Here is a 23,167-nt window from a genome sequence, read left to right on the forward strand (position 1 = left end):
GGAACGACCTGAATTCGATCGGATAAAATGTCACCGGACCTTTAGTCGTCGCGTCACAGGGCAAGCGGCTGTTTACCTCGAAATCCACCCATGGTAGGCTTACGCTCTTTGGGCAAACGGGCGAATGGAGGTCGCACAATGGCCGAATTCTCCAATGTCATCACGGCCTTCAACGTCGACCAGGCGTCACGGCTCACAGGACTGTCGACCGGCCAGCTTTCGGCATGGGACAAGGTCGGCTTTTTTCAGCCCGAACATGCGGAGACGAACCGGCGGTTGCCGTTTAGCCGCGTCTACTCCTTCCGCGACATCGTCGGTCTGAAAACCCTCGCTATTCTCCGGAAGGAACATCGCATTCCGACGGCAAAGCTTAAAGAGGTCGCCTCGCGCCTGGAGCATATGACAAAGCGGCCGTGGTCCGAACTCAAGCTTTCCGTTCTGAAGAAAGACGTCGTTGTGCTCGATGACGACGGCGTGGGTGTCGGCGCCAGCGACGGTCAAATCGTGCTGATCCCATTGCGCTCGATCATCGAGGATGTGCGGCGCGACGCCGACGCCTTGCGTAAGCGCCCTGCCGGGACTGTGGGCAAGATCGAGAAACGTAAATTCGTGCTGCATAATGCGGCCAGGGTAGCGGGGACAAGGATCCCCGTGACGGCCGTGAAGGCCTATCTCGACGCCGGTTGCAGTACGGAGGATGTTATCGCTGCCTATCCCGACCTGTCGCGGCAGGATGTCGACGCCGTGCGTGACTATTTACTACGGAACGCGGCGGCGTAGGGCGTATAAAGATTGAAGTTCCTCGCCGATCATTGTTTGAATGAGCATGTTGCGAGAGCGCTCGAAGGCTATGGTCATGAAGTTACGCGCCTTCGCGATATCATGGCGGCGGACACCGAGGACATTCTGGTCGCCCAAACAGCGCTTAATGGCGGCTTGATCCTCATCACTCACGACGACGATTTCCGGGCTCAGCAAAGAGACTTCAACCGCCGCACGCGAAAGGCCTATGACGAGGTGCATCTTTTGCTGATCGCCGATCTTGGGCCGAACACTGTCGGCCGGTTGGCGGAGGTGATGGAGAGCGTGGAGTTTGAGTTCCGGTTGGCGGACAAGGCGAAGCGACGGTTCTTTGTGGAGATCGCACTCAGGCGCATCACCATTCACCGATAATAATGCAATTGGTATGCTGTCACCGTAATTCCATGGCCGATGTCCTTAATTCTAAATCACATCTCTTCTTCGTCATCTTCGGGAACCAAAACGGCGATGCTTCAATCATCGTCCAACGCACATACCTTCACGGACGTAAGCACATCTGATCGTATGCTGGCCGTGTTACAGGCCATATTGACAATATATTTAGTTCGGCATTCATTTATCAAAATCATTTTCAACTATTTACAAGTTGATGATTGCTACTTAACACAATAGCTATAAATGGCAACTTGATTAATCTTCAAACAAGATAATCACCTTACTTTTGAAGTTCGCTGGTCTTTCGTGTTATAGTTATTTGTTGACGACTACGCATGATGCGTATATCTAAAACGAACAAGAGCGCCACACCCTTTCGGATATGACGCCCTTGCCAGATGATGATGAAGGCTTAGACCCTCCTAACAGCGGGTTTCCACATCGCATCAGCCTTTCCCCCGTCCACCAACGGGCATGAGGTTAAAACATCAAAAGAGCGCTTCTCTTCGCGGGGTAGGCGCTCTTTTTTTGTGCCGAAGAGGCCGGCGGGGCGACTCCGGGCACGCCTGAACCGTAGTTAAGGGTGCGGGCGTTTTCAAGTAAAAAATGACAAATCGGTCAGAAATATGACATTTTGTTGTACAAACCCTGTACCACCTCAATAGTGAGGGAAATTTCCCCTATTTCTGACGCAGATATGCGTCTAATAACTCAACATGTCATTGATATAAACATCTACAAAACTTTGCTTGTTTATATCGCAAACTTTCTAACAGTTTGTACGTGTTTTAAATCGCATATTGAACGCAATTATATCGCTAATTATAAATTGAATTACGAAGCTAATTATATCGCTAATTATATCGCTAATTATAACGAGATTTGAGAGCTAATTTAGAAGCCGATATGTGCGATTAAATATGCGATCAAATATGCAATTAAATATCGTCGAAATAATTTCGGTGATCTGCGCAATTAATTGCGCAAAATATCGCAATAGCATTTGATAAAGCGATATCTAATTAGCCGAAAGGGATTGCGCATCCACCTTTCAAATCGCCGTCCCTTAACCGTGCAGGGATTGGCGGTGACGGGAAGACTTGAACTTCCATCTCTTCCCTACTATAACACCGAACATCTACGAACGGCTATAGAGCCACCTTAGCGGTGGCATTGGCAAGCGCACTATCCAGTTTGTGCTACGTCACTTAGTCAATCGAAGTTTAGAGCAAGCTCCCGACTTCGGCAGTCTGACCGGCCCTGACAGGCCGGTCATTCTCGTTCTGTAGGTAGTATGAAGCACCCTGCTTCACGATCTGCCTACGATCCACCAAACGCTTAATCATGTTGTAAGCCATGTTCTTGTTCGCTGGATTGATGTTCAGTTCGGGCTTAGTCATCAAGCCGTCGATAATGTCCTTTGGCAACATGCCGTTCGTATTAGCCGCCAGCAATTCCAAGATCGCTTCGCCTATGGGCGACTTGCGCGTGGTGACGACCTCTTCGTCAGGCAGGTCTTCCGCGTCACCAGCGGCGACCTTGACCATGAATGCGTCAAGCTTGGCCTGATTGGTGAACAGGTGGCCCTTGTACTTCACGTAGCCTTCGTCACCGATAAGGCGCGACGTGGCGGCATAGAAGCCCTTGGGCTGCTGCTTCATCTTTTCAGCCAGCGGGCCTTTCAAGATGTAGTCTCGGATATCGCTATAGCTGACACCGGCTTCGGCGGCGTCCACGACCTCTTTAATGACAACCGGGAACGAAATCAGTTTGCCGTTGGCGCCACGCGTCAGGCGCGGAAGCTTGTGCTTGGCCTTCTTACCCGGCTTCGGCTTGGCCTTTGGTTCCACCGTCGCCTTGATAGCGGTTGCCATGGCTTCATTCGGCTTGTTCACCGTCACCATGCCGAACACCTTAGTCTTGGCGTCTGGTGCGCCCAACCCCAAGAGCTTAAGGCGTTCCATCATTTCAGCGGCCTTGGCGAAAGTTTCGTCAATCGCGGCGATGATAACGTCATTGGCCTTGTTCTGCTCAACCAGTGCCGCGCGCGTCTTCGCTAACTGATCCATGTCAGCGGTCGTGGCGTAATACGGCGTAGTCTGGTCGGCGGGCATTATGCTTAATATCTCCTGCGAGGACTCATACGCCCTTTTTCAGAGGGCGCAAGCCTTGTGATATAAAAAATGTTAAATTTCACACTGTCCACAACCGCGCGGTTGTCAGGCGTGTTTCAAAAACGCGTCATCTGCGCCAGTAAGAATCGCACACAACCTATTGAAATTATGGACCTAACGGACACTAAATAGCGGCCATTTCGCGCGTCCGGCTTAAAAAATATTCACACATGGTAGACACGAAAGGTGTTGATGAACTTCTTAACGCATCATTAATGTTGCGTATGAAAGACCGTTAGAACCATATGTTGTGGTCAACAAGGGAACTAACACGAACATAACAACATTAAACGTACATCACCGAAGCTAACGATGAAACCATCATCATAGCGGACTAATAGGAACAACTAACACAAAGGAACATCATAACCGACATAAGCCAATGTGCCGTAACCGTCCTGCCGATGAAACATCACCGTAGGACCAATGAAACATGAAACAGTACGACCAACATGTACTAGATATGAGAAGACCGGCATGAAGCCGGTCTAACGATCTAATTAAACGCAGTGCGACCGTGAACCTAAGCCGCACGCTTCATAGCGAACTGATCGTATAGAAAGCCCGATATGCGAATTTGGTCGATCACAAGCTTCATTGTGTCGAGATAGATGTCAGCATAAGCTACCTCGTGCTGGCCTGCGAGGATCCGGCCGATGTCGCCGGCAAGGCCCCGCTGGCCGTTCTGAGGGCCTCGACGAATGCCGGCAAGCGATTCGGCGAAAGTCCTGATCCGGCCAAGAACATCGGGTTGGTCGTCAACGGCGCCGGCTTGATAGCCGCCAATAGCAACGGCATGCATCTTTGGTCGGATGAACCGGACGTCGAATTGCACGACTTTACGCGGTTCAAGACGGATACTGATGGAACCGCAAGGGCGGAACGCGACGTAAGGTGGATCTTTATAGCAACTCTTGCGCGCGATGGCGAGGAAACGCCGATTGAAAGCACCACACTTGCGACGATCTCGCTGGTCGTTGCCGGTTGCAAACCTCTCGGCTATCTCAACTTCGTCGCCCCGGTGGGGTTTACGATAGGGTTTGAGTGAAGGGTATCGATTGCCGTCGGAAGGCATGTCTACCGTCGGCAGGCCCCCTCCGTCACGGACTTCGCGCTGAAGAAGCGCGAGCGCCGCGCCACCTCCCCCGCGGCGGCGCAAGCGCGCCTTGCAAGGGAGGAGAAGTGAGGGCGAAGCGCGCACGCGCTTCCCCAATGTCCGCGGTGGCTTCAGATGGAGAGGCCGGCGTCGCCTTCGAGAACCTCGGGCTTCATGTGGGGGCGCTCGCCGGGGGCCCAGCGGGCGACGCGGTGGACGACGCGGTAGCGTAACGGCCCGCCGTCTTCGGTGCCGGCGCGCTCCAACGGGCGCGGAATGCAGACGAATTCGGCTTCCAATGCGTCGGGCGTGGCGCGCACCGTCATATAGCCGTGCCCGCCCCAATCGGTGAAGGTGAGGTGCGGCGAGCAATCCGGGTTATGGGCGGCGCGGGCGGCCGCCGGGTCGTCAGTCGCCTTAAGCGCCAGGGCCGCGCGCACGCCGTGCAGAATAGTCGTGTTGAAGGCGCACTGCATCGAGCCATCGGGCCGGTCATGGACATAGAAGGGACGAAGCGGGTCGTCGTGCTTCATGGTGAACTCCTGAACCTCCGCCAGTCCCGACTGGGAGACCGAACCGACGATGAACTCGACGCCGGCGGGCTCGAAGGCGTGCGGCGGCAAGTCCGCGCTGGGGTAGCCGGCCCAGAACGAGTGGGCGTCGCCGGCGACGATGGTCAGACCGGTGATGCCTTCGGCGCGCACCATGGAAAAGATTTCGGCGTTTTCCGTCGTATAGTTGCGCCCGAAATAGCCATGTTCGGTGCTGGGCCACAGGGCCGCGAACTCGGGCGGGAGATTTTGTGGATCCGAGCGCTGGTTCAGGGTGCCGAAGGAATGGCCCCAGATCTTCCACGGTGCTTTTGCGGCGCGCAGGCGTTCCTTGAGCCACGCCATTTGCTCAAGGCCGAGATAGGCCTGGGGCGGCGCATCGCGTTGCGGGTTGTCGACCTCCTTGTCGCCGACGCGAATCTTGGCGGGCGGGGAGCCGCCGGCATATTCGCGTCCCTGATCCAGGATATCGTTGACCTCCAGCAAATAGGCGCCGAAGTCGAAGATGGGGATGTCGGCGTCGCTGATCGGCGGTCCCATATAGGACCGGTTGTCGGTCAGGATCATGTCGACATTCTTGCCGAAACGGAAGGCGCGATGGATGCGCAGGGCGTGAATCGCGGTGAGGTTATTGGCCTCCTGACCCACGCCGCGCGCATCCAGGTTAGTGAGCGGCGTGTTGACGACGGCCGGTGGTATGAAGGGATCGCCCGGGCTTTGTTTGATGACGCGGGCCGGCTGGTACTCGTACCAGGCCTGGCTGGCGGCCAGTTTCAGGGTCTGGGCCGGGCGCGGCGGATCGTTGAACAATTTCTGCTGGCTCTGGTAACCCTTCCACGAAAATTCGTGATTGTCCCAAACGGGCACGAAGGGGAAGCGGGCGCGGGCATCCTGCAGGTCGGGGTCGCTGAGAACGCCACGATAGGCGGAGCGGTAATCGTCGAGATCGGTGGGGAAGTTGAACTTGTGCAGTTTTTCGCCGTGCGGGTAACGGAAAACCTCGCGCAGACGGCGGCCGCGGTCGAGGCCGTCCGGCGAGTCTTCGGGATATTTGATGATCTCGTAGATGAAGTCGCCGAGATGGAGCACGAAGCTCAGGCGTTCGGCGGGCGGGCGGCGCACGTCTTCGTAGATCATGCGGCGATAGGCGTTGAGCGCGCTGTTGGTGACGTCCTGGCAGCTGACGAAGGCGAAGCGCACGGGGCGGTCGTCGCCCGGCCGCGGCGCGGTCAGGGTGCGGCCGACGCGGCTCATATTGCCGGCCTCGTCGACAAAGTGATACCAGTATTCACGGGCGGGTTTGAGGCCCGCCGCCAGAAAACGGCACGTCCAGTCGGTGGCCGGGCTGACGTCGACGGCGCCACGCGCGACGATGTGGGCGAAGGCGTCGTCCTTGGCGACTTCGACGGTCAGGCGGTGCGCGCTGGCGCCCGCTTCCGGTTGGCGGCGCGTCCACAGGATTACGCTGTCGGGCGCCGGATCGCCGGAGGCGACGCCTTGCGGGTAGAGCTCGCGTCGCTCGATGCGCGGGGCCGTCGTCGCGTTGGCGCGCGTTCCGTAGGCGAGGGCCGCGCCCATGGCGGTGGCTTGCGCCAGGAACAGTCTGCGTGTCGGTCGTTCGCTCATCGCTTTGGCTCCGATGATGATGATTGCACATCAAGACGGGCCTCATCACGATCGTAGTCAACTTACAAATCGGCAATGTTGCCGAGACGGCCTTATGCACTCAGGCGGCTATGTCCCGTATTTTTCGGCCGCTTGCGTGATGTGGTCGACCAGCTTGCCGAATTCCTTGCCGATGCGCTCCGGCCGAAGATAATAGGCGCGCGCCAGCAGGTCCTTGCGCATGGCCTGGCGCTGGTCGTCTTCCATGTTCAGGGCCAGGTCGATGGCGCGTTGGAAATCCGCCTTGGAACTGGGGTCGAAGAGCAGCGCCTGGGACGATATCGGAACCACTTCGCGCAAGGGATCGGTGGCCGGGGCGACGACGGGTACGCCGAAACTGACGGCCAGCAAGGCGACGCCGGAGGTCAGGAAGCGGTTATAGGGCAGGACGATGGCGGCGCAGCTGCGGAACATATCCGGCACTTCGGCTTCCGGAATATTGCGGAAATCGAAGTCGACATCGTCGCGGCCGGCGAAAAAGCCGCGCAGTTCTTCGGGATAGGGATCGCCGGTCACCGGCGCGCCGGCGAATTTCAGCCGGGCGGATTGTTCCGCCATGAACTCGGCCGGCAGAAGTTCGGCCAGGTCGTTGAAGCCCTTGTAACGGCGCATCATGCCGAACGCCAGGACCGTGCGGGCATGGGGCGCGAGCGGCGCGGCCATGGTGACCTCCGCATCCTCATAGTGGCCCAGATAGGACGGATGGGCGAGCAGGTAAACTTTGCGCCGGTCGAACGCGGCCTGACGCGCCAGCACATTGATGGCCGTCGTGTTGTGGACGATGATCACGTCCGCGACGGCGCACAATTGCGAGCGCAAATAGAGGAAGATTTCCGGATGCTGCAATTCGTGCGGCAGCTCGTTGTGGATCGTCCATAATATCCTGCCTCCGGCCGCGGCGTATTCCGCCAGGCGTTTCAGGAAATACTGGACATTGCCGCGGGCTTCGGCCGCCGTGCGGGAGGCGCGGATGATATGTTCTTCCCAGTGGATATGGAGAACCGATCCCTTGCCGTCGGCGAGGGCCGCCACCGCATCGTCGACCGTGCCGCGCTTGGGCTCATAGCGGCCCGTCAACGGCTTATACAGCAGCTTTTGATACGGGTTGTCGGCATAAAGCGTACAGTTGGTGACCTGCATCAGCTGTTCCTCGGCAAGATGATGGTGGGCGCGTCGAAGAGTCGTTGTTCGAGCGGGAAAGGAATATAGGCCGGGGCGCCTTCGGAAATCCGGGCGTGGAAGTCCACCGACGCGTCGTGGTAACGTTGACGCGGCTCGGTGAAGCCAAAGCGCGACATGCCGAACTCTTCGCTGGCGGTCAGGGAGTCGGAGCGCGAACGCCCGAACAGCAACGGCCAGCGCAGGCGAAGAATGGCGTCGTCGCCGAACGCCAGGCCGATACGTTGCACCAGTTCCAGGTCCGCCGCGATCCGAACGCTGTCGAAGAAGCCGATCTTTTCCATGATCTCGGCCCGGCGGAAGACAAGCGAGATACAGCACAGGTGGGAAATCTGTCCGCCGGCCTTGATGACGATGCTGCCGTCACTGGTCATGCGCAGCCAGTCGGTGGTAACGCCGACGATACCGGCATTCTTTTCGAGCACCGAAATACAGGAGCCGAGCCGGTCGGGGTGCGACCAGTCGTCGGAATCCTGCAGGGCGATATATTTGCCGCGCGCGGTCAGGAGGCCGATATTCTTGCTGACATAGGTGCCGTCGTTCGTCGTTTTCAGCACGATCCGGACGCGCGGATCCATGCGCTCCATCTCGGTCAAGAGGGCCGGCGTGGAGTCGGTCGAGGCGTCGTCGACGATAATGAGTTCTATATTGCGGTAAGATTGCTCGAGTATGGAGCGCACCGCGGTCCAGACATAACCTTCGACATTGAAGGTCGTCATGACCACGGAAACCAGGGGACCGTCGAAAAGCGGGGCATAGTCGAAGTCGCGGCCGCTATATTTGCCGGTTCCGCGCAACTGGTCGAACACGTCGCCGCCCAGGCGCGTGTCGCGCTCGACGGTTTGGGTGGACAACCGCGTGAACATCGGGTCGAGGCATTGCAGGGCGAGATCGGTTTTGCCGATCTTGTGGGCCGTCGCGTACAGGAACAGGGGCATTTCCGCCGGCAGCAGCTCGCTGCCGCCCGCCATGTCGGCAAGCGTGGTGTGGAAAAACGCCTTTTCGTATTCGCCCAATTCGAGATAGGCCGCCGCCGCCAGCAGGCGCAGCTCCAGGTTTTCACCGTGGAGCAGCAGGCCGCGCTCGACCTCGTTGGCCGCCTTGACGAAATCGGCGACGAAGAAGTGACCCCTGACGATCTCGCTGAAGATCAGCCCGGTGTCCAGGGCCGCATTTTCCAGTAACAGGCCCTGGGCGTCGTCGAATCTGCCGACCGTGCGCAGGCAGCGGGCGACGGATATGACCAGGCGTTCGTTGCGGCTGCCCGCATCCAGCTGTTGGAAATAGTCGAAGGCAGCGGCCGCGTCCTCTTCGTCGCGCGCCAGTCTGAGCAGCTCAAGCCGCGGCTGATCCCAGCCCGCTTGTTCCTCCAGAAGGCGTTCGAAGACGGATGTGGCTTCCTCGGGACTGCCGCTCAGCAGCTTGGCGCGGGCGAAATCGAAGCGTGTCTTGGCATCGTTCGGGCTGTAAAAGAGAGCCTTCTGCTTGGCGTCCAGGTTCAACCGGTTCAGTTCATGCAGGAGATGGCGCGGCCTGAGGGGGTTCTTTTTGACCGCATCGATTTCCATCGCCAACATACGTTCACGCAATTTCTCGTCGTCGCCCTGGCCTTCGCGGACAAGTTTCAGGCACTCGATGGCCGTGACCGTATCGCCCTTGCGGCGGAGCAGGTTGGCCTTCAGGTTCAGGGCGCGGTAGTCCTTGGGCGCCCGGGAAATGGCGAAATCGACATAGCGCATCGAGTCGTCGATTTTTTGGCTGCGCTCCAGTATCTGCGCGACGGCCAGTACGGCGCCGGTATCGCCCAGGTTCTCCGGCAACACGTCGACCAGGGCGGGCAGGATGAGAAACAACTCGTTGGTTTCGCGGAAGCTTTTGACGATGAGTTTGCAATCGACGATGCCGAGATCCTGGCCGACCGTGATCAGGTCCCGCAAGCTGCCGACGGGTGAAAAAACCCGGCCGAGCGCAACGATAAGGTCGTTGGCGAAGCCGGATACGATGTTGTCGGAACGCAGGGCAAAGACAAAGTCCCGCAACGAACTGTTCGAGATTTGAAAGACATGTTCCAGGCGGTCCCGGACCCATTGCGGCACGCCCGACAGCAGCGAAACGACCGTCTCGTCGCGCGATCCCGCGCCGTAGCGCATGATGGCGTCATGAACGGTTGTCGCGGGCGCAATGTCGGCGCCTTGAAAGATCTCCAGCGCTTCGGCGTTCTTGCCGGCGGCAATGAGGAGACGGGCGCGCAGAGCCTGCAGCTTGGCCATGCTCTCGGCTGTTTCCGGCTCGATATCCGTTATCTTGGCCAGCCCGGCTTCGGCGCCCTGCAACAAGGTACGCACTTCCGCCAGACCCAAACGCGGGTCCACCATGAGCGGGCACGACATGGTCGCGTCGCGCAACAGGGTCTCCGCTTCGCGGAAGCGTCCCGAATTAAGCTGGAAATAGGCTTTGCCGCACTCCCGCGTCGCGCGTTCCATGGCGGCCGTGACATCCGCCGCGGACATGGAGGTCGTCACCGGGAACGACACCAAATGTTCGGGCTCCGCGTCCGGCTGTTGCGCGACGACGCTGATCAGGCCGCGAACATGGGTTTCTCCGCCCGCCCGCCCGGAAGGCGGTCCGAACATGGGGATCGTCACCCGGCCTTCGATCATGCCGGCCTGGCCTGGTGAAAACTTCCATTGGCCGGTCCAGGTCGTGGGGGAATCGACGTCGAGCTGCAAGGTCAGGGTTCGGCCGTGGCGGCAGGTTTCCGGCAAGGCGACGACCCACTCGCGCGGCGTCTCGGATCGTATGGTCGTGAAGCGCAGATCGTCGGTGCGGCCGATCAGGCTGCGATAGGCCGACAGGATGGCGAAGACGTAACGCAGGCGTTCCCGCACCTCGTTCCAGGCCGCCAATTCCGCCATGGCGGCAAAGGCGGGATCGCTGACCCGTTCGAGTAAGGTCTGGAGCCTTGATTGACCTTCGGCGGGAAAGTCCCCCAGGATATCGCGAAGACATTCGATCTCGCGTGCCGACAGGTCTTCCTGAATGTCGAACTTCACGGGTTGGCCCGACAAGAGCGGCACCAGCACGATGCGATTGAATTCGGCGCTTGTCAGGAAGCGCAGCACGTTGGCATCATGCCCGCGCTTGGCGATCTTGGCGATATCATCCCGTTGCGTCGGTTTCCGACCCAGGATGAAGCAAAACAAAGCTTCGGCGTGGTCGATACTGTTCGGAGCGTTAAAGGCGGGATGCAAAAACAGCGCCTTGTTCCAGTTCAGCGCCTTTCTAATGGCCTTTTCGATCTTCTTCAGACCGGGCTTGACCTGGGTGATCTCATTGTCTTCGGCATAGGCGGACAAGGCCTTCAGACTGATCCTGGAGCTTTTGTGCAAAAACAGGCGCGCATAGAAACTGGCCCAGCTGTTGCGCTTGTAGTCGTTGAAGCTGAAGGGCTCCATAAACAGGAAACCGCCGGCGAACTTCAGCATATCGGCCGGCACGCGATCGACGCCAAAGCCGCTGCCGCCGTCGCTTTGCAAACCGCTGACAACGTCGATTTCGAAATCCCGGTCCAGAATCATCTGGATGGCAGCGGTTTCCAGGTCGGCATTCAAGAACGCCGCGCGTTCTTCATCCGTTTTGAAAGGGCACAAAATGCGCGCCAGGTCCTGCGCATCACTCGGCTGCAGGGGCGTCGCGGTGCCCCCCGACCTGATGGCGGGGCCGAACTCCGACGGAACAGACTCTGGCTGAAGGGGGGATTGGGCCGCTTGAAAAGCCTCCAGATCGCTTTCCAGCTCAGGAATGGCCAGCTCGGGGATGGCCAGCTCAGGCGTGGTCAGCTCAGGCTTGGCCAGTTCAAGCTTGGCCGGTTCAGGCTTTACCACTTCCGGCTTGGGCAATTCAGACTTGACAAATTTGGCACCGATAACGGGCTGGGCCGCCGGCAGATCTTGCCCCGCCGCCTTGCCCGTCCGGATGTTGCCGGTGGGGCGAAGGACGGTTGCCGGACGGCTGGGGGGCGCGACCTCGACCGTGTCATCTTCAAGCACGGGGGCGTTTTCAGCCACCGAATGYACCGTCAACTGGAAATTCGACAGGAAAATCGCGTCGACATCCGGCTTTATGGAAATCACGCCGTAGTACTCGCAGCCTTCGACCTTTTCCGGAAGAACCCCGCGGCGCACGACCGTCTTCCCACGCGCGTCGGCCAGATCGTCGACCTTGAACCAGCAGACGCTTTCGTACTTCTTGACATTGCTGGTCCGGACCAGCCCGATCCACTGGATGGGAGCGACCGACTTCGCCGATTGCATGTCGAACGATATCTCAATGCGGTCGCCGGCCTGAATGAGACTGTCATCAATCTTGTGCAGCAGCCGCACCCACTCCTTGGTGTAGCCCCTGGTCGAGACACGCAGGGCACGCTGGCCGCCGCCATCTCCCGGCAGGATCATATTCTTGAACGTCGTCCGGCTGGTATTGACCGTCGCAATGTGGAGCCCCCAACCCTCGGTGCGGGCAAATATCGGATAGGTTTCAGCGGACGCGAAATTTTCAAAATTCGGATTTTTAATCAGGTTTTGCGGCCCGTCGGTGGCGGCAATGGCTTTTTGCTGTTCGAACATCACCAGGAGAAACCCCTCTGTAAATATCTATTAAGAATTATCATGTCAGGGCAGACTTAGCAAATTTTATACCGCACGTGCGAGATGGAGGGGAAGTCACAATATATATCTGCATATATCTTCCCCCTCGCCTGCGCACACGCAACATTTCCGCGCCTGATGAAGGTGGTTTGAGCACCCTTCCGGCTTTGAAAACGCCCCTGTCTTGAAGCTAACCGAAAAGATGGGGCTTTATCAATAGTCTATTCCGCTTTTTCAGAATTGGGAGGCGCAAGGGCCGGCGGCAAAAAAATACCCGCGGTCATTTTTAATGACCGCGGGTATTGTCAGGACTTTATTGCATACGCTCTATCGCAAATGCAAAAAATCTGTTGTGCCGCCTAGATGTTGGCGCGGATACTGGCTTTCAGTTTCCCGAACAGTTCGATGGCATTGCTTCTCAGGGTTTTGACCCAATAGGGATCGATAGGTTCCGGGAACGGGTCAAAACGCGACACCAGATCCGGCGAGTCAAAAACGCACAGGAGGTCTTCACGGCCCATACGGCGCATGAAATTGCGGTTCTTGCTGGTCGGGACCAGAACAACCGACGGCACGCCGTACATCGTGGCCGCCACGCTGCCGTGGAATTTCATGGACGCCATGGCCGTACAGGCGCCGATGTTGCGGCTGATTTCGTCGAGATCCTCGCTATGGATAACGACCTTGCCGGGGATACGCACACGTTCGGCATTGATGACGTCGCGCTTGCCGACCTCGTCCGTACCCAGGATGAGATGGTGAACCCGGTAGCCGTCGGAAATGGCCTTGCGGCCCAGGGCCTCGATCTGGCTGTAGTCGTCGTCGTTTTCCTTGCCGGGGCGGTGACGGGTCACGATGCCAAGGATAGGATTATTGATATCGCGTTTGACCGGCGGAAATGTCAGGGCGCAGACGATGTCGGGCGCTTCGATCACGTCGACCTTCGGTGAGGTTTTCGCGTTGATCCAGTTCACCGACTGCATGTCGCGCGCATTGATGAAGTGGACGTTCGGGTTGTTGAAAAATGTCTTGTAGCGTTCGATGATGTCGGGGCGCTCAACATTTTGCACGTTGCCGGCAGCCCGGATCGGCACGCCGACGCCGGCGATGAAGACCGGCTTGCGAAGATATTCGCGATGGAAATAACGCGGATCGATCGACCAGGGCTGAACCAGGTCGCCCCCGCCGATCAGGACGGCGTCGACTTCCGCGATCAACTCTTCGGGCGGTCGGGAAAAATAGGGCTTTGCCGCCAGGTCCGGAAGCGGGCGGAGGGTGAACTCGTCACCAAGATACTCCTCAAACACCTTTAGAAAAAGTTCGTCGCCATAGTTGCCGTAGCCGAAGAACCCGCCAATACCGACCACAGGCTTTTTGCCGGTGACTGCCTTTGGTTGTGCGCTGTTACTGATCATTGAAACCCCTTCTGAAAACAGCCTCGCTATGCTGGCCGTAATGCTTTTGTATCGCAAAGTGCGGATAACGCAACTGACTTTCACCTCGCAGCCGGTATTTGCGGCCCCTGGAAGGCTGTTGCGCCAGGCCCAGACGGCCAATAATGCCGCTCACCCTTCTGCCGCACCGCACATATCCGCATTCTTTTGCCGGCGAAGGTTGCAATGAAAAAATCTGCTGCGTAATATCGCAGCGCACACGGCCTGTCGGGATGCTGGCGGCGCTTCACCATCGCAACGACGCGGACAGGGTGATGACAAGGATTGGAACCGAATGAAGTCTTTCCTGATTTACGCCAATTGCCAGGCCGTTGCGTTGGGATCGATGCTGCAACTCATAGAATCCTTCAACCAGACCTATAAATTCGTCCGCATACGCCCCGTGCACCGCATTTCGGAACCGGAAATAACACAACTGAAGGGCGAAGTTTTTCCCTCCCTCGGCGCCTTCCTGCATCAACCGGTCAGGGACGGCTTCCGCGGCGAGGCCTTCGGCTCGGAGAGACTGCGGTCCTACGTCCCGGACGGCGTGCCGAAATTCGCGTTTCCCTCCTTGCAATTCTATGGCTATCAGCCGTCGGGCTTCGTCTTCAGGACGCTGACCCTGCCCCAGCGTGAGGCGCACATGCGCATATTCACCGCGGCGTCCGGCGACACCTTCCACTTTACCCAGGTCGTTCGCGCCTTCTTGAAGGGCCGTTCACAAGTGGAAGCTCTGAAGCGGTTCCACGACGGCTATGCCGGGGACGGCGCCTTCGCCGTCAAATTCGCCAGGCGCAGCCTGGAAAAGGTGATCAGCGCGGAAGGCCAGCATGCCCTGGACATCACAGCGGCGCAATATATTGGCGACAATTATCAGTCGGAGGCCTTGTTCAACACGCCCCGCCATCCGAGAAACCCGGTGCTGATGCACGTGATAGATCAACTGGCGCGGCTTCTCGACCTGACGATCACCGCCGACGACATGGAACGGCTGAAACGCCGCGATCCCCTGGTGCTGCCGGCCTACCCGCTGCAACACTATGTGCGTGAAGCCCTGGGCATGACGTTCGAGCCGAAGCAGCGCTTCATCATGAAGAAGACGAGCATGGACGAACAGGAGATGATCGCGGCCTTCTATGCCTTTTACGCGACCATGCCGGCGGAGCAGTTGGACCGCGAGCTGACCTTGCAGGCGCAAAGCGCCGCCGCGGTATAGGCGGCGGCATACTGCCGCCTGGCGCATTGAGCGCCCGCGCCACGTTTGGCGCGTAGCCAAGGCCACGAAGCGACCGGCAGGCGACTGAGGCCAAGAAAAACAACCCTCGCCTTGACCGGACATCGGGCGCCCTTTAGACCCTGACACGCCTTATCTTCGCAGGAACCCATGCCGCAGACTCAGTCTCCCAAACGCAAGCCCGTCATCGGTCTTTGCGGTTTTTACGGTCACGGAAATTACGGTGACGAGCTGTTTCTCGACGTCCACAAGCAGACCCTGAGCGCCGATTTCGACCTCAAAATTATCCCCAGCCTGCTGGAGAAGCCGTATTTCGAGCGGCCGCTGGCCGAGCTTGTCGCCGGCGTCGATGCCATTCTCATCGGCGGCGGGGACCTGGTTCGGCCGTGGGGCGTAGACGTTCGCTACTTCCATCGCTTGTACCTGACCAAGCCGGTGTTTATCGCCGGCGTCGGTGTTCCGGTCACCATACGGCCGGACGGCAGCGAACAGGAAACGCCGCATTCCATCAACAAGTACCGGGAATTTTTCCGCCATCCCAATGTCAAGTTCCTCAATGTCCGCGACCCGGCATCACGGACGTGGATGCTGGAAAAAATCGATCCGGATCTGAATGTTATCGAGTCACCGGACCTGGTCTGCGCCCTCGACCTGCCGCCGGTCACCCGTCCGGCCGGGCCGAAGATCTTGGGCCTGGCGACACGCGACCGGCCCGGTCATGTGGACGACTATTCGCAGCTGGAGGCGCTGGCGGCCCATGCCATGAAGGAAGGCTGGAAAATCCGCCACATCATCCTGGGTAATGGCGTAACCGGCCGGCGCGACATGGAAAATTCGCTGCGGCTGAACATCCCGGGCAAGGAAACCGTCTATTCGGAAAGCCTCGACGACATGAGCCGGGCGATCGGCGAGTGCTCGGCGCTGGCCAGCATGAAGTTCCACGGCTCCGTGGTGGCGACCATGTACAATGTGCCGTCCGTGGTGCTGGTCCCGACCATGAAAAATGTCAGCTTTATGAAAAGACTAGGCCGCGAGGAGCTGGTGAGCCGGTTCGATGCCAACCTTGTCGACCTTTTCACGCCCTTCCCGGCTCCGCATGCACCCGAGACGATTGCCGAACTGCGCCAGCGCGCCGGCGCCATGTTGCAGCAGCTCAAAGGCGCCCTTATTGAGGCTTTATGCTGAAGGGATCGGTCGGCAGCTATGCGCAAGCCTGGAGCGTTGCCCGGCTAAGATGGGCCGGGCAAACACTCTAAGTTTTTGCTTTGTCGCATTTCCTTACGCCAAACCGGCGTCCATTTTGGCGGGAAATGCTCCAGGTGCGAGATTTCGACAACGCCTGATGAGTCGCACAACTAGCTTCGTAGCACAGGGCGGTCATCAGCAAGGTGGTGGCGAAGCAAAGGGCGACGAAGGCGCCAAGCACCTGCGCGATGCCCAGCCCGGACGATAATCCAAGCCCAAGGGCCAGAAGAAAAATACCGACAGGCACCACCACAAGCACCCAGTCGACGATTGTCATCATGGCCTGGGAAATATGAGCCAGCAAACCGAGGATCGGTGACTCGGCATCTTCCTTGCGCGGCAGACGAGCGATGGCGATACCGAAGGCCAGGCCGAAAATGACGAGCGAAAATATTTGGCCCTGCGCCGCCGCGGCCACCGGATCGTCCTGAGGCACCTGAAATCAGCATCAAGGCCACGCATGACGCCAGTCCGGAAATGACAAATCCGGGCGATTTCGATCCATGTTGCATGACGTTTCGCTTTTTCGACCTGGCTATCAAACCAGAAACGGCGGCCACAAGAATAATTTTATTAGCGAAGTTGACTTTTGCATCTGGGGGCTGAATGGCGAATGTCCCTAGCGAAGCCCTATAAATTTGGCACACCATATCAAGCGGCGCGCACACGGTGCGTTTTATTGGCGAGTTTAAATTTTACTTGCAAATTATCATAAAGACAAATATCCATGGCGCAAAGCTATTTTTGTCGGACATTTGCCAAGAAGCGTGGCGCCCAGCTCATATAGTCGTAAGAACATAATTCAGTGAAGGAATGCGTATGAAAGTTGGTAGGCGACATTTCATGCTGTCGTCGGTAGCGACGGCTGCGGTCTGCACAGCCTGTGGCGGCGGCGGAAGCGGGGGGTCGTCGGGTGGTGGGTCTTCGTCATCATCATCCTCTTCCTCTTCAACGTCCTCTTCGTCATCCTCATCTTCTTCGTCATCGTCCGCCTCGGGTCTGTACCCAAGCTACAATCTGAGCCCGATCCCGGCGGACTCCACGGGTATGACCAGCACCGCGGTGGATCTTTCCGGGCACATCGCGCTTGGCTGGAACGCCGGCAACACGCTGGAAGCCATTGGCGGCGAAACCGCCTGGGGAAATCCCCTCATCACCCAGGCGCTGATGGACAAAGTCAAGGCTCTCGGCTTTGATGCAGTACGCCTGCCCTGCTCCTGGGATCAGAATGCGGACCCGACGACCGCCAAGATTTCCGACGCCTGGCTCAGTCGCGTCAAGGACGTCGTGCAGTACTGTATGAACGCCAACCTCTACGTCATGCTCAACATCCATTGGGACGGCGGCTGGCTGGAACGTCACATCGATACGGCCAGCGAGGATGCCGTCATCCCCAAGCAAAAAGCGTTCTGGGAGCAGATCGCCACAAAATTGCGCGACTTTGACGAACGCCTCATGTTCGCCAGCGCGAACGAGCCCTCGGTCGATGCAGCCGCGCAAATGGACGCCCTGCTTGCCTATCACCAGACCTTCATTGACGCCGTCCGCTCGACCGGCGGCAAGAACGCCAATCGTGTGCTGATCGTCCAGGGACCGAGCACCGACACGGAAAAGACGGTTTCATTCTGGACAACGATGCCGACAGATACAGTGGCAGACCGCCTCATGTTCGAAGTGCATTTTTACTCGCCGTTCCAGTTCGCGCTCCTCGAATCCGACCAGTCCTGGGGCAAGATGTTCTATTATTGGGGTAAGGATACTCAGTCCACGATCGAGCCCGACCGCAATGCGACACACAGCGACGAGACTTTTGTCGATCAGCAGATGCTGGCGATGAAACAAAAGTTTGTCGACAACGGCATTCCCGTCATTTTAGGCGAATATGGATGCATGCGCCGCACCACGCCGATGGACCTGGCGACGCACAACGCGGCCGTGACCTACTGGATGAAATATGTCACGCAACGGGCGGTTGCCAACGGCATCATGCCATTTGTGTGGGACATCGGAAACATTATCGACCGGCGCACCCTGGGGGCCGTGGACCAGGCCTCGCTGGATGCTGTCCTCGAGGGCGCCGGCAAAACGTAGGAATGGCCTGTTTGTAGCCAGTCCGCAATTGGCGAACCTGGACATACAGCCGGCATGACGCCGGCATGCCCGGGTGAAGTGCTCTGCAGATTTCTGACAGGAGCCGCGGCTTTCGCGGAAACTTCCAAATCAGGCGGGACCGCCACCATCCACATGTTGAAGGGATTGAAATGAACATCAAACGTATAATGCTGCTCGTGTTAGGCATTTTTCTGGGGGCCGCCGCCTGCGGCAGTTGCTGGGCGCAAAAGGCTGAAGGCCTGGCTATGACCCCGCAAATGGGCTGGAACAGCTGGAACAAATTTGCCTGCAATATCGACGAGCGCCTGATCCGCGAGACCGCCGATGCCATGGTTGCGTCGGGCTTGAAGGATGCCGGCTACCAATATGTGAACATTGACGATTGCTGGCAGGGCCAGCGCGACGCCGACGGCAACATCCAGGCCGACCCCACGCACTTCCCATCCGGCATAAAGGCGCTGGCGGACTATGTGCATGCCAAGGGCCTGAAGCTAGGCATCTACTCGGACGGCGGCGACACCACCTGCGACGGCCGTCCCGGCAGCCGCGGCCACGAGTATCAGGATGCGCTCACCTATGCGCACTGGGGCATCGATTACGTCAAGTACGACTGGTGCAACACCCCCGGCATGAACACCGAACCCGCCTACACCACGATGCGCGACGCGATCGCCAAGTCGGGCCGTCCGATGCTGTTCAGCGCGTGCGAATGGGGCATGAGCAAGCCGTGGGAGTGGGCCGGCAAGGTTGCCCATTCGTGGCGCACCACGGCCGATATCTATAATTGCTTCGACTGCGAATTTAATCCCGGATTCTCGACGGGTCTGGGCGTGTTGCGCATCCTCGACAAGCAGGCAGGTCTGCGCAATTTCGCAGGGCCCGGCCACTGGAACGATATGGACATGCTGGAAGTGGGCAACGGCATGACCGAGGACGAAGACCGCGCCCATCTGTCGATCTGGGCCATGATGGCCTCGCCCCTCATCCTGGGCACCGACCTGCGTACCATGTCCGAGTCGACCCGCCGCATCCTGACCAACCCCGGCGTGATCGCGGTGAGCCAGGACAAGCTGGGTGTGCAGGCACTGCGCGTCCGGGTCGACGGTCAGCTGGAGATGTATGCCAGGCCGCTCGATGGCGGCGATTGGGCAGTGATGTTCCTGAACCGTTCCACCCAGCCGCTTGACGTTCGCCATGACTGGAAGGCGCAAGTCCTGGGCGATGACCTGAGCAAGCGGTCGGTCGATTTCAAGCAGACCGTCTATACCTGGTCCGACCTGTGGAGCAAGAAGACCGGCGACACCAGCACCACACTGCAAGCGCGCCTCGCGCCGCACAGCGTGCTGATGATACGCCTGACCGGCCCTGCGAAACCCTAGGCCCACGCCGGGCCGGGCGGCGCGCAAGGAGTCCTGCCTGAGGATCCCCTGGCCACGCCCGGCCCAGTAGATCCCGGCCAGTAAATCCCGGCCAGTATTGCCGCGCCATCCCACTCGAACAAGATGCTCCGCGTACTGGATGAAATATGTCACCCAACAGGGGGTCGCCAACGGCATCATGGCGTTTTTATGGGACACCGGAAGCATTATCGACAGGCGCACCCTCGCGGCCGCAGACCAGGCCTCGCTGGATGCCGTACGCGAGGGCGCCGGCAAAAAGTAGGCCTTGGTATTATTGTAGCCAGTCCGGAATTGACGCGCCTGGACATACAGCCGGCATGACGCCGGCACAGAAGGATGGATATGACACTTAAGCACCTGATTAGCTGGGCTGCGTTATGCGTAATGACAGCGGCCGGGCCGCTGGCCGCGCAGGAGACGTCGGATAAACCCGGCGCCAACCCGATCATTCGCGACCGCTTCACAGCCGATCCCGCACCGTTGGTCGTCGGCGACACCCTGTATCTCTACACCGGCCACGATGAGGCCCGGGGCGACGAGATGTTCACCATGCGCGACTGGCTGGTCTTTTCAACCAAGGACATGAAGACCTGGACACCGCATCCGCCTATCATGAACGCCACGGACTTCAAGTGGGCCCTGCATGACGCCTGGGCGTCACAGGCCATCCAGAAGAACGGCAAGTTTTACTTCTATGCCTCCGTCGCCCACGACGAGAGTCACCCTGGCATGGCCATCGGCGTCGCTGTTTCGGACAGTCCGACCGGTCCTTTCACCGATGCGCGCGGATCAGCCCTGATCACCAACCAGATGACGCCCGAAGGCACACATACCTGGGAGGATATCGACCCCACCGTCTTTACCGACGATGACGGCACGACCTGGATCGCATGGGGCAATCGCGACTGCTATATGGCCAAACTCAAGGCCAACATGACGGAACTCGACGGCCCGATCCGCAAGATCACCCCGCCGCTCTACGAGGAAGGCCCCTGGTTGCACAAACGCGGCAATCTCTATTACCTGACCTATGCGTCGCTGGACCATGCGACTCAGAGCGCCGAACACGTGTCCTACGCCACGGCGACTTCTCTGGACGGGCCGTGGACCTATCGCGGTGAGCTGACCACATCGGCCAGGAACAGCTTCACCATCCATCCCGGCATCGCCGAGTTCAAGGGCCAGTGGTACATCTTCCTGCACAATGCGACGCTGACGATCGGCGACCAGACCGGTTCCGGAGGCCGCCGCGCCGTGACAGTCGAATACCTGCAATACAACCTGGATGGCACCATGAAGCCCGTCGTCCAAACCGACGCCGGCGTGTCCGTACCGCCTCCGCCGGCCAATTAACGGACATAATAACTGCGCCTGACATGGGCGCGACTATCTAATTAGGATACTTTCAATGCGTCTTCTGACCTCTGCGGCCGCGGCCGCAATTGCTGCTGCTCTGATCCTGCCTGTCGCGGCCCATGCCTCCGATGCCCCGGTTCAGATAACGCTCGACGCGTCCAAGCCCGGCGCCGTGATCGATCGCCATATCTTCGGCCAGTTCGCCGAGCACCTGGGCAGCGGTATCTATGGCGGTATCTGGGTCGGCAAGGAGTCGACGATCCCGAATACGCGCGGTATCCGCAACGATGTCGTGGCGGCCTTGAAGGCGTTGAAGGTCCCCGACGTCCGCTGGCCGGGCGGCTGCTTCGCCGATCAATACAACTGGCGCCGCGGAATAGGCCCTGAGCGCAAACCGGCCCCCGGCGAGCCCAACACCTTCGGAACCGACGAATTCATGGACTTCGCCCAGCAGATCGGAACCGAAGCCTATATATCGGTCAATCTTGGCTCGGGCACCGCGCAGGAAGCGGACGAATGGCTTGAGTACATGACCTCGTCTTCGACCGACAGCGCCCTGGGCGCCGAGCGCGCTAAAAACGGTCATCCCGAGCCATACAAGGTGGCGATCCTTGGTCTCGGCAACGAATCCTGGGACTGCGGCGGGTCGATGTCGGCGGACTTTTACGTCAACGAAATGAAGCGCTTTTCGCACTTCTTGCACAGTTACAACCCTGCCCAGCCGATGTTGCGTGTAGCCGTCGGGCCGAGCGACACCGACCCCAACTATACCGACGCTGTCATGAAAGCGTGGAAGAGCCGTTCCTATTCCTGGAGCATCGAAGGTTTGTCGCTGCACTCGTACAGTGTGGGGGGCTGGCCGCCGCATATGGTGGACACCGGCTTTGACGAAAAGGATTATGCCATCCTGCTGAAGGACTCGGTCGCCATGGACGACACGCTTAAGGTGCAGTCGGCGATCATGGACAAGTATGATCCCGAAAAGAAGGTCGCCCTGGTGGTCGACGAATGGGGCGCCTGGCTGGCGCCGGCGCCGGGGTCGAACCCAGGCGCCCTGGCGCAGCAGAACAGCCAACGCGACGCCGTGCTGGCCGCGCTCACCCTCGATGTATTCGCTCGCCACGCCGACCGCGTCCGTATGGCCAATATCGCGCAGATGATCAACGTCCTGCAGGCCATGATCCTGACCGACAAGGACAAGATGGTGCTGACGCCGACCTATTATGTCTTCCACATGTATGTGCCCTTCCAGGACGCGACCTTCCTGCCGCTGACCTTCGACGCCGGCACCTATACGGCGGGCGGCATCACCCTGCCGCGCGTCGACGCCGTCGCCGCCAGGGACAAGGCCGGCAAGGTATGGATCGCCGTCACCAATATCGACGCGAAGGCGCCTGCGACCTTCAGCATTTCACTTGCCGGTGTGAAGGCCACGAGCGCTTCGGGCCAAACCCTTTCGGCGCCGAAGGTCGACAGCGTCAATACCTTCGACGCACCCAATACCGTCACCCCCAAGGCCATATCGGCCAAGGTCGCGGGCGGTAAGCTGACCATCACCGTCGCACCGGCATCGGTGACGGTGCTTGGTCTCGAATAGTCGGAGCGCGCAAAAGTCATCCGATAGCCTTCATGGATCAGCGACCATGTACAATGTGCCGTCCGTGGTGCTGGTCCCGACCATGAAAAATGTCAGCTTTATGAGAAGACTAGGCCGCGAGGAGCTGGTGAGCCGGTTCGACGCCGACCTTGTTGACCTGTTCACGCCCTTCCCGGCTCCGCATGCGCCCGAGGCCATCGCCGAATTGCGCCAGCGCGCCGGCGCCATGTTGCAGCAGCTCAAAGACGCCCTTGTCCAGGCACTCTACTAAGGGAATTG

17 protein-coding genes are annotated in these 23,167 nt (G+C 58.9%); 11 read left to right on the forward strand and 6 right to left on the reverse strand.

Features of this window, described 5'->3' with window-relative positions:
• The first annotated feature begins 138 nt into the window (after positions 1-138).
• Both AC1DX3_RS08985 and AC1DX3_RS08990 read left to right on the forward strand, forming a co-directional pair.
• The gene (locus AC1DX3_RS08985; protein WP_476988917.1) at positions 139-780 is read left to right on the forward strand and encodes a DUF433 domain-containing protein; all 642 of its coding nucleotides are present in this window, start codon (positions 139-141) and stop codon (positions 778-780) included.
• 12 nt (positions 781-792) lie between these two features.
• Complete coding sequence (locus AC1DX3_RS08990) at positions 793-1,173, forward strand: DUF5615 family PIN-like protein (RefSeq protein WP_476988918.1); 381 nt, start codon at positions 793-795, stop codon at positions 1,171-1,173.
• Between the two features lie 1,247 nt (positions 1,174-2,420).
• On the opposite strand, the gene AC1DX3_RS08995 is transcribed toward AC1DX3_RS08990, so the two are convergent.
• Positions 2,421-3,311, reverse strand: a complete 891-nt coding sequence (locus AC1DX3_RS08995; protein WP_476988919.1) for a hypothetical protein — start codon at positions 3,309-3,311, stop codon at positions 2,421-2,423.
• 637 nt (positions 3,312-3,948) lie between these two features.
• Here AC1DX3_RS08995 and AC1DX3_RS09000 point away from each other — a divergent pair.
• On the forward strand, positions 3,949-4,419 hold the full coding sequence (locus AC1DX3_RS09000; protein WP_476988920.1) for a hypothetical protein: 471 nt from the start codon (positions 3,949-3,951) through the stop codon (positions 4,417-4,419).
• A gap of 179 nt (positions 4,420-4,598) precedes the next feature.
• On the opposite strand, the gene AC1DX3_RS09005 is transcribed toward AC1DX3_RS09000, so the two are convergent.
• The 4 genes from AC1DX3_RS09005 to AC1DX3_RS09020 form a co-directional block, all read right to left on the reverse strand.
• Positions 4,599-6,644 carry an alkaline phosphatase D family protein gene (locus tag AC1DX3_RS09005; RefSeq protein WP_476988921.1) on the reverse strand — a complete coding sequence of 682 codons (2,046 nt, stop codon included), beginning with the start codon at positions 6,642-6,644 and terminating at the stop codon, positions 4,599-4,601.
• 108 nt (positions 6,645-6,752) lie between these two features.
• The gene (locus tag AC1DX3_RS09010; RefSeq protein ID WP_476988922.1) at positions 6,753-7,823 is read right to left on the reverse strand and encodes a glycosyltransferase family 4 protein; all 1,071 of its coding nucleotides are present in this window, start codon (positions 7,821-7,823) and stop codon (positions 6,753-6,755) included.
• The gene (locus AC1DX3_RS09015; protein WP_476988923.1) at positions 7,823-12,487 is read right to left on the reverse strand and encodes a glycosyltransferase; all 4,665 of its coding nucleotides are present in this window, start codon (positions 12,485-12,487) and stop codon (positions 7,823-7,825) included. The genes AC1DX3_RS09010 and AC1DX3_RS09015 overlap by 1 nt, the downstream gene beginning before the upstream one ends.
• Before the next feature lie 380 nt (positions 12,488-12,867).
• Positions 12,868-13,923, reverse strand: coding sequence for a polysaccharide pyruvyl transferase family protein (locus tag AC1DX3_RS09020; protein WP_476988924.1), 1,056 nt, complete (start codon positions 13,921-13,923; stop codon positions 12,868-12,870).
• 313 nt (positions 13,924-14,236) lie between these two features.
• On the opposite strand from AC1DX3_RS09020, the gene AC1DX3_RS09025 reads away from it, so the two are divergent.
• The gene (locus AC1DX3_RS09025; protein WP_476988925.1) at positions 14,237-15,160 is read left to right on the forward strand and encodes a WcbI family polysaccharide biosynthesis putative acetyltransferase; all 924 of its coding nucleotides are present in this window, start codon (positions 14,237-14,239) and stop codon (positions 15,158-15,160) included.
• A 168-nt stretch (positions 15,161-15,328) separates the two neighbouring features.
• On the forward strand, positions 15,329-16,363 hold the full coding sequence (locus AC1DX3_RS09030; protein WP_476988926.1) for a polysaccharide pyruvyl transferase family protein: 1,035 nt from the start codon (positions 15,329-15,331) through the stop codon (positions 16,361-16,363).
• 67 nt (positions 16,364-16,430) lie between these two features.
• Here AC1DX3_RS09030 and AC1DX3_RS09035 read toward each other — a convergent pair whose 3' ends face one another.
• On the reverse strand, positions 16,431-16,859 hold the full coding sequence (locus tag AC1DX3_RS09035) for a cation:dicarboxylate symporter family transporter (RefSeq protein WP_476988927.1): 429 nt from the start codon (positions 16,857-16,859) through the stop codon (positions 16,431-16,433).
• Positions 16,860-17,470: 611 nt separating this feature from the next.
• Here AC1DX3_RS09035 and AC1DX3_RS09040 point away from each other — a divergent pair.
• From AC1DX3_RS09040 to AC1DX3_RS09065, 6 genes are all read left to right on the forward strand, one after another.
• Positions 17,471-18,514 (forward strand): glycoside hydrolase family 5 protein, encoded by a 1,044-nt coding sequence (locus AC1DX3_RS09040; protein WP_476988928.1) that lies wholly within the window; start codon positions 17,471-17,473, stop codon positions 18,512-18,514.
• A 170-nt stretch (positions 18,515-18,684) separates the two neighbouring features.
• A complete protein-coding gene (locus AC1DX3_RS09045) occupies positions 18,685-19,914 on the forward strand; it encodes a glycoside hydrolase family 27 protein (RefSeq protein WP_476988929.1) in 1,230 nt (409 codons plus the stop codon).
• Between the two features lie 139 nt (positions 19,915-20,053).
• Positions 20,054-20,197, forward strand: a complete 144-nt coding sequence (locus AC1DX3_RS09050; RefSeq protein ID WP_476988930.1) for a hypothetical protein — start codon at positions 20,054-20,056, stop codon at positions 20,195-20,197.
• A gap of 80 nt (positions 20,198-20,277) precedes the next feature.
• The gene (locus AC1DX3_RS09055) at positions 20,278-21,288 is read left to right on the forward strand and encodes a glycoside hydrolase family 43 protein (RefSeq protein ID WP_476988931.1); all 1,011 of its coding nucleotides are present in this window, start codon (positions 20,278-20,280) and stop codon (positions 21,286-21,288) included.
• 55 nt (positions 21,289-21,343) lie between these two features.
• Positions 21,344-22,888, forward strand: coding sequence for an alpha-N-arabinofuranosidase (locus AC1DX3_RS09060; RefSeq protein WP_476988932.1), 1,545 nt, complete (start codon positions 21,344-21,346; stop codon positions 22,886-22,888).
• Between the two features lie 46 nt (positions 22,889-22,934).
• Entirely contained in the window at positions 22,935-23,159 is a 225-nt protein-coding gene (locus AC1DX3_RS09065; protein ID WP_476988933.1) for a hypothetical protein, read from the forward strand.
• The last annotated feature ends 8 nt before the right edge of the window (positions 23,160-23,167 follow it).

The organism is Asticcacaulis sp. P2_B1 (assembly GCF_056404915.1).

Excerpts from the sequence above, each read along its gene's own strand:
- AC1DX3_RS08985 (WP_476988917.1), top strand. The coding sequence starts at position 139 with ATGGCCGAATTCTCCAATGTCATCACGGCCTTCAACGTCGACCAGGCG.
- AC1DX3_RS08995 (WP_476988919.1), bottom strand. The coding sequence starts at position 3,311 with ATGCCCGCCGACCAGACTACGCCGTATTACGCCACGACCGCTGACATG.
- AC1DX3_RS09005 (WP_476988921.1), bottom strand. The coding sequence starts at position 6,644 with ATGAGCGAACGACCGACACGCAGACTGTTCCTGGCGCAAGCCACCGCC.
- AC1DX3_RS09010 (WP_476988922.1), bottom strand. The coding sequence starts at position 7,823 with ATGCAGGTCACCAACTGTACGCTTTATGCCGACAACCCGTATCAAAAG.
- AC1DX3_RS09020 (WP_476988924.1), bottom strand. The coding sequence starts at position 13,923 with ATGATCAGTAACAGCGCACAACCAAAGGCAGTCACCGGCAAAAAGCCT.
- AC1DX3_RS09025 (WP_476988925.1), top strand. The coding sequence starts at position 14,237 with ATGAAGTCTTTCCTGATTTACGCCAATTGCCAGGCCGTTGCGTTGGGA.
- AC1DX3_RS09030 (WP_476988926.1), top strand. The coding sequence starts at position 15,329 with ATGCCGCAGACTCAGTCTCCCAAACGCAAGCCCGTCATCGGTCTTTGC.
- AC1DX3_RS09040 (WP_476988928.1), top strand. The coding sequence starts at position 17,471 with ATGACCAGCACCGCGGTGGATCTTTCCGGGCACATCGCGCTTGGCTGG.
- AC1DX3_RS09045 (WP_476988929.1), top strand. The coding sequence starts at position 18,685 with ATGAACATCAAACGTATAATGCTGCTCGTGTTAGGCATTTTTCTGGGG.
- AC1DX3_RS09050 (WP_476988930.1), top strand. The coding sequence starts at position 20,054 with ATGAAATATGTCACCCAACAGGGGGTCGCCAACGGCATCATGGCGTTT.
- AC1DX3_RS09055 (WP_476988931.1), top strand. The coding sequence starts at position 20,278 with ATGACACTTAAGCACCTGATTAGCTGGGCTGCGTTATGCGTAATGACA.
- AC1DX3_RS09060 (WP_476988932.1), top strand. The coding sequence starts at position 21,344 with ATGCGTCTTCTGACCTCTGCGGCCGCGGCCGCAATTGCTGCTGCTCTG.
- AC1DX3_RS09065 (WP_476988933.1), top strand. The coding sequence starts at position 22,935 with ATGTACAATGTGCCGTCCGTGGTGCTGGTCCCGACCATGAAAAATGTC.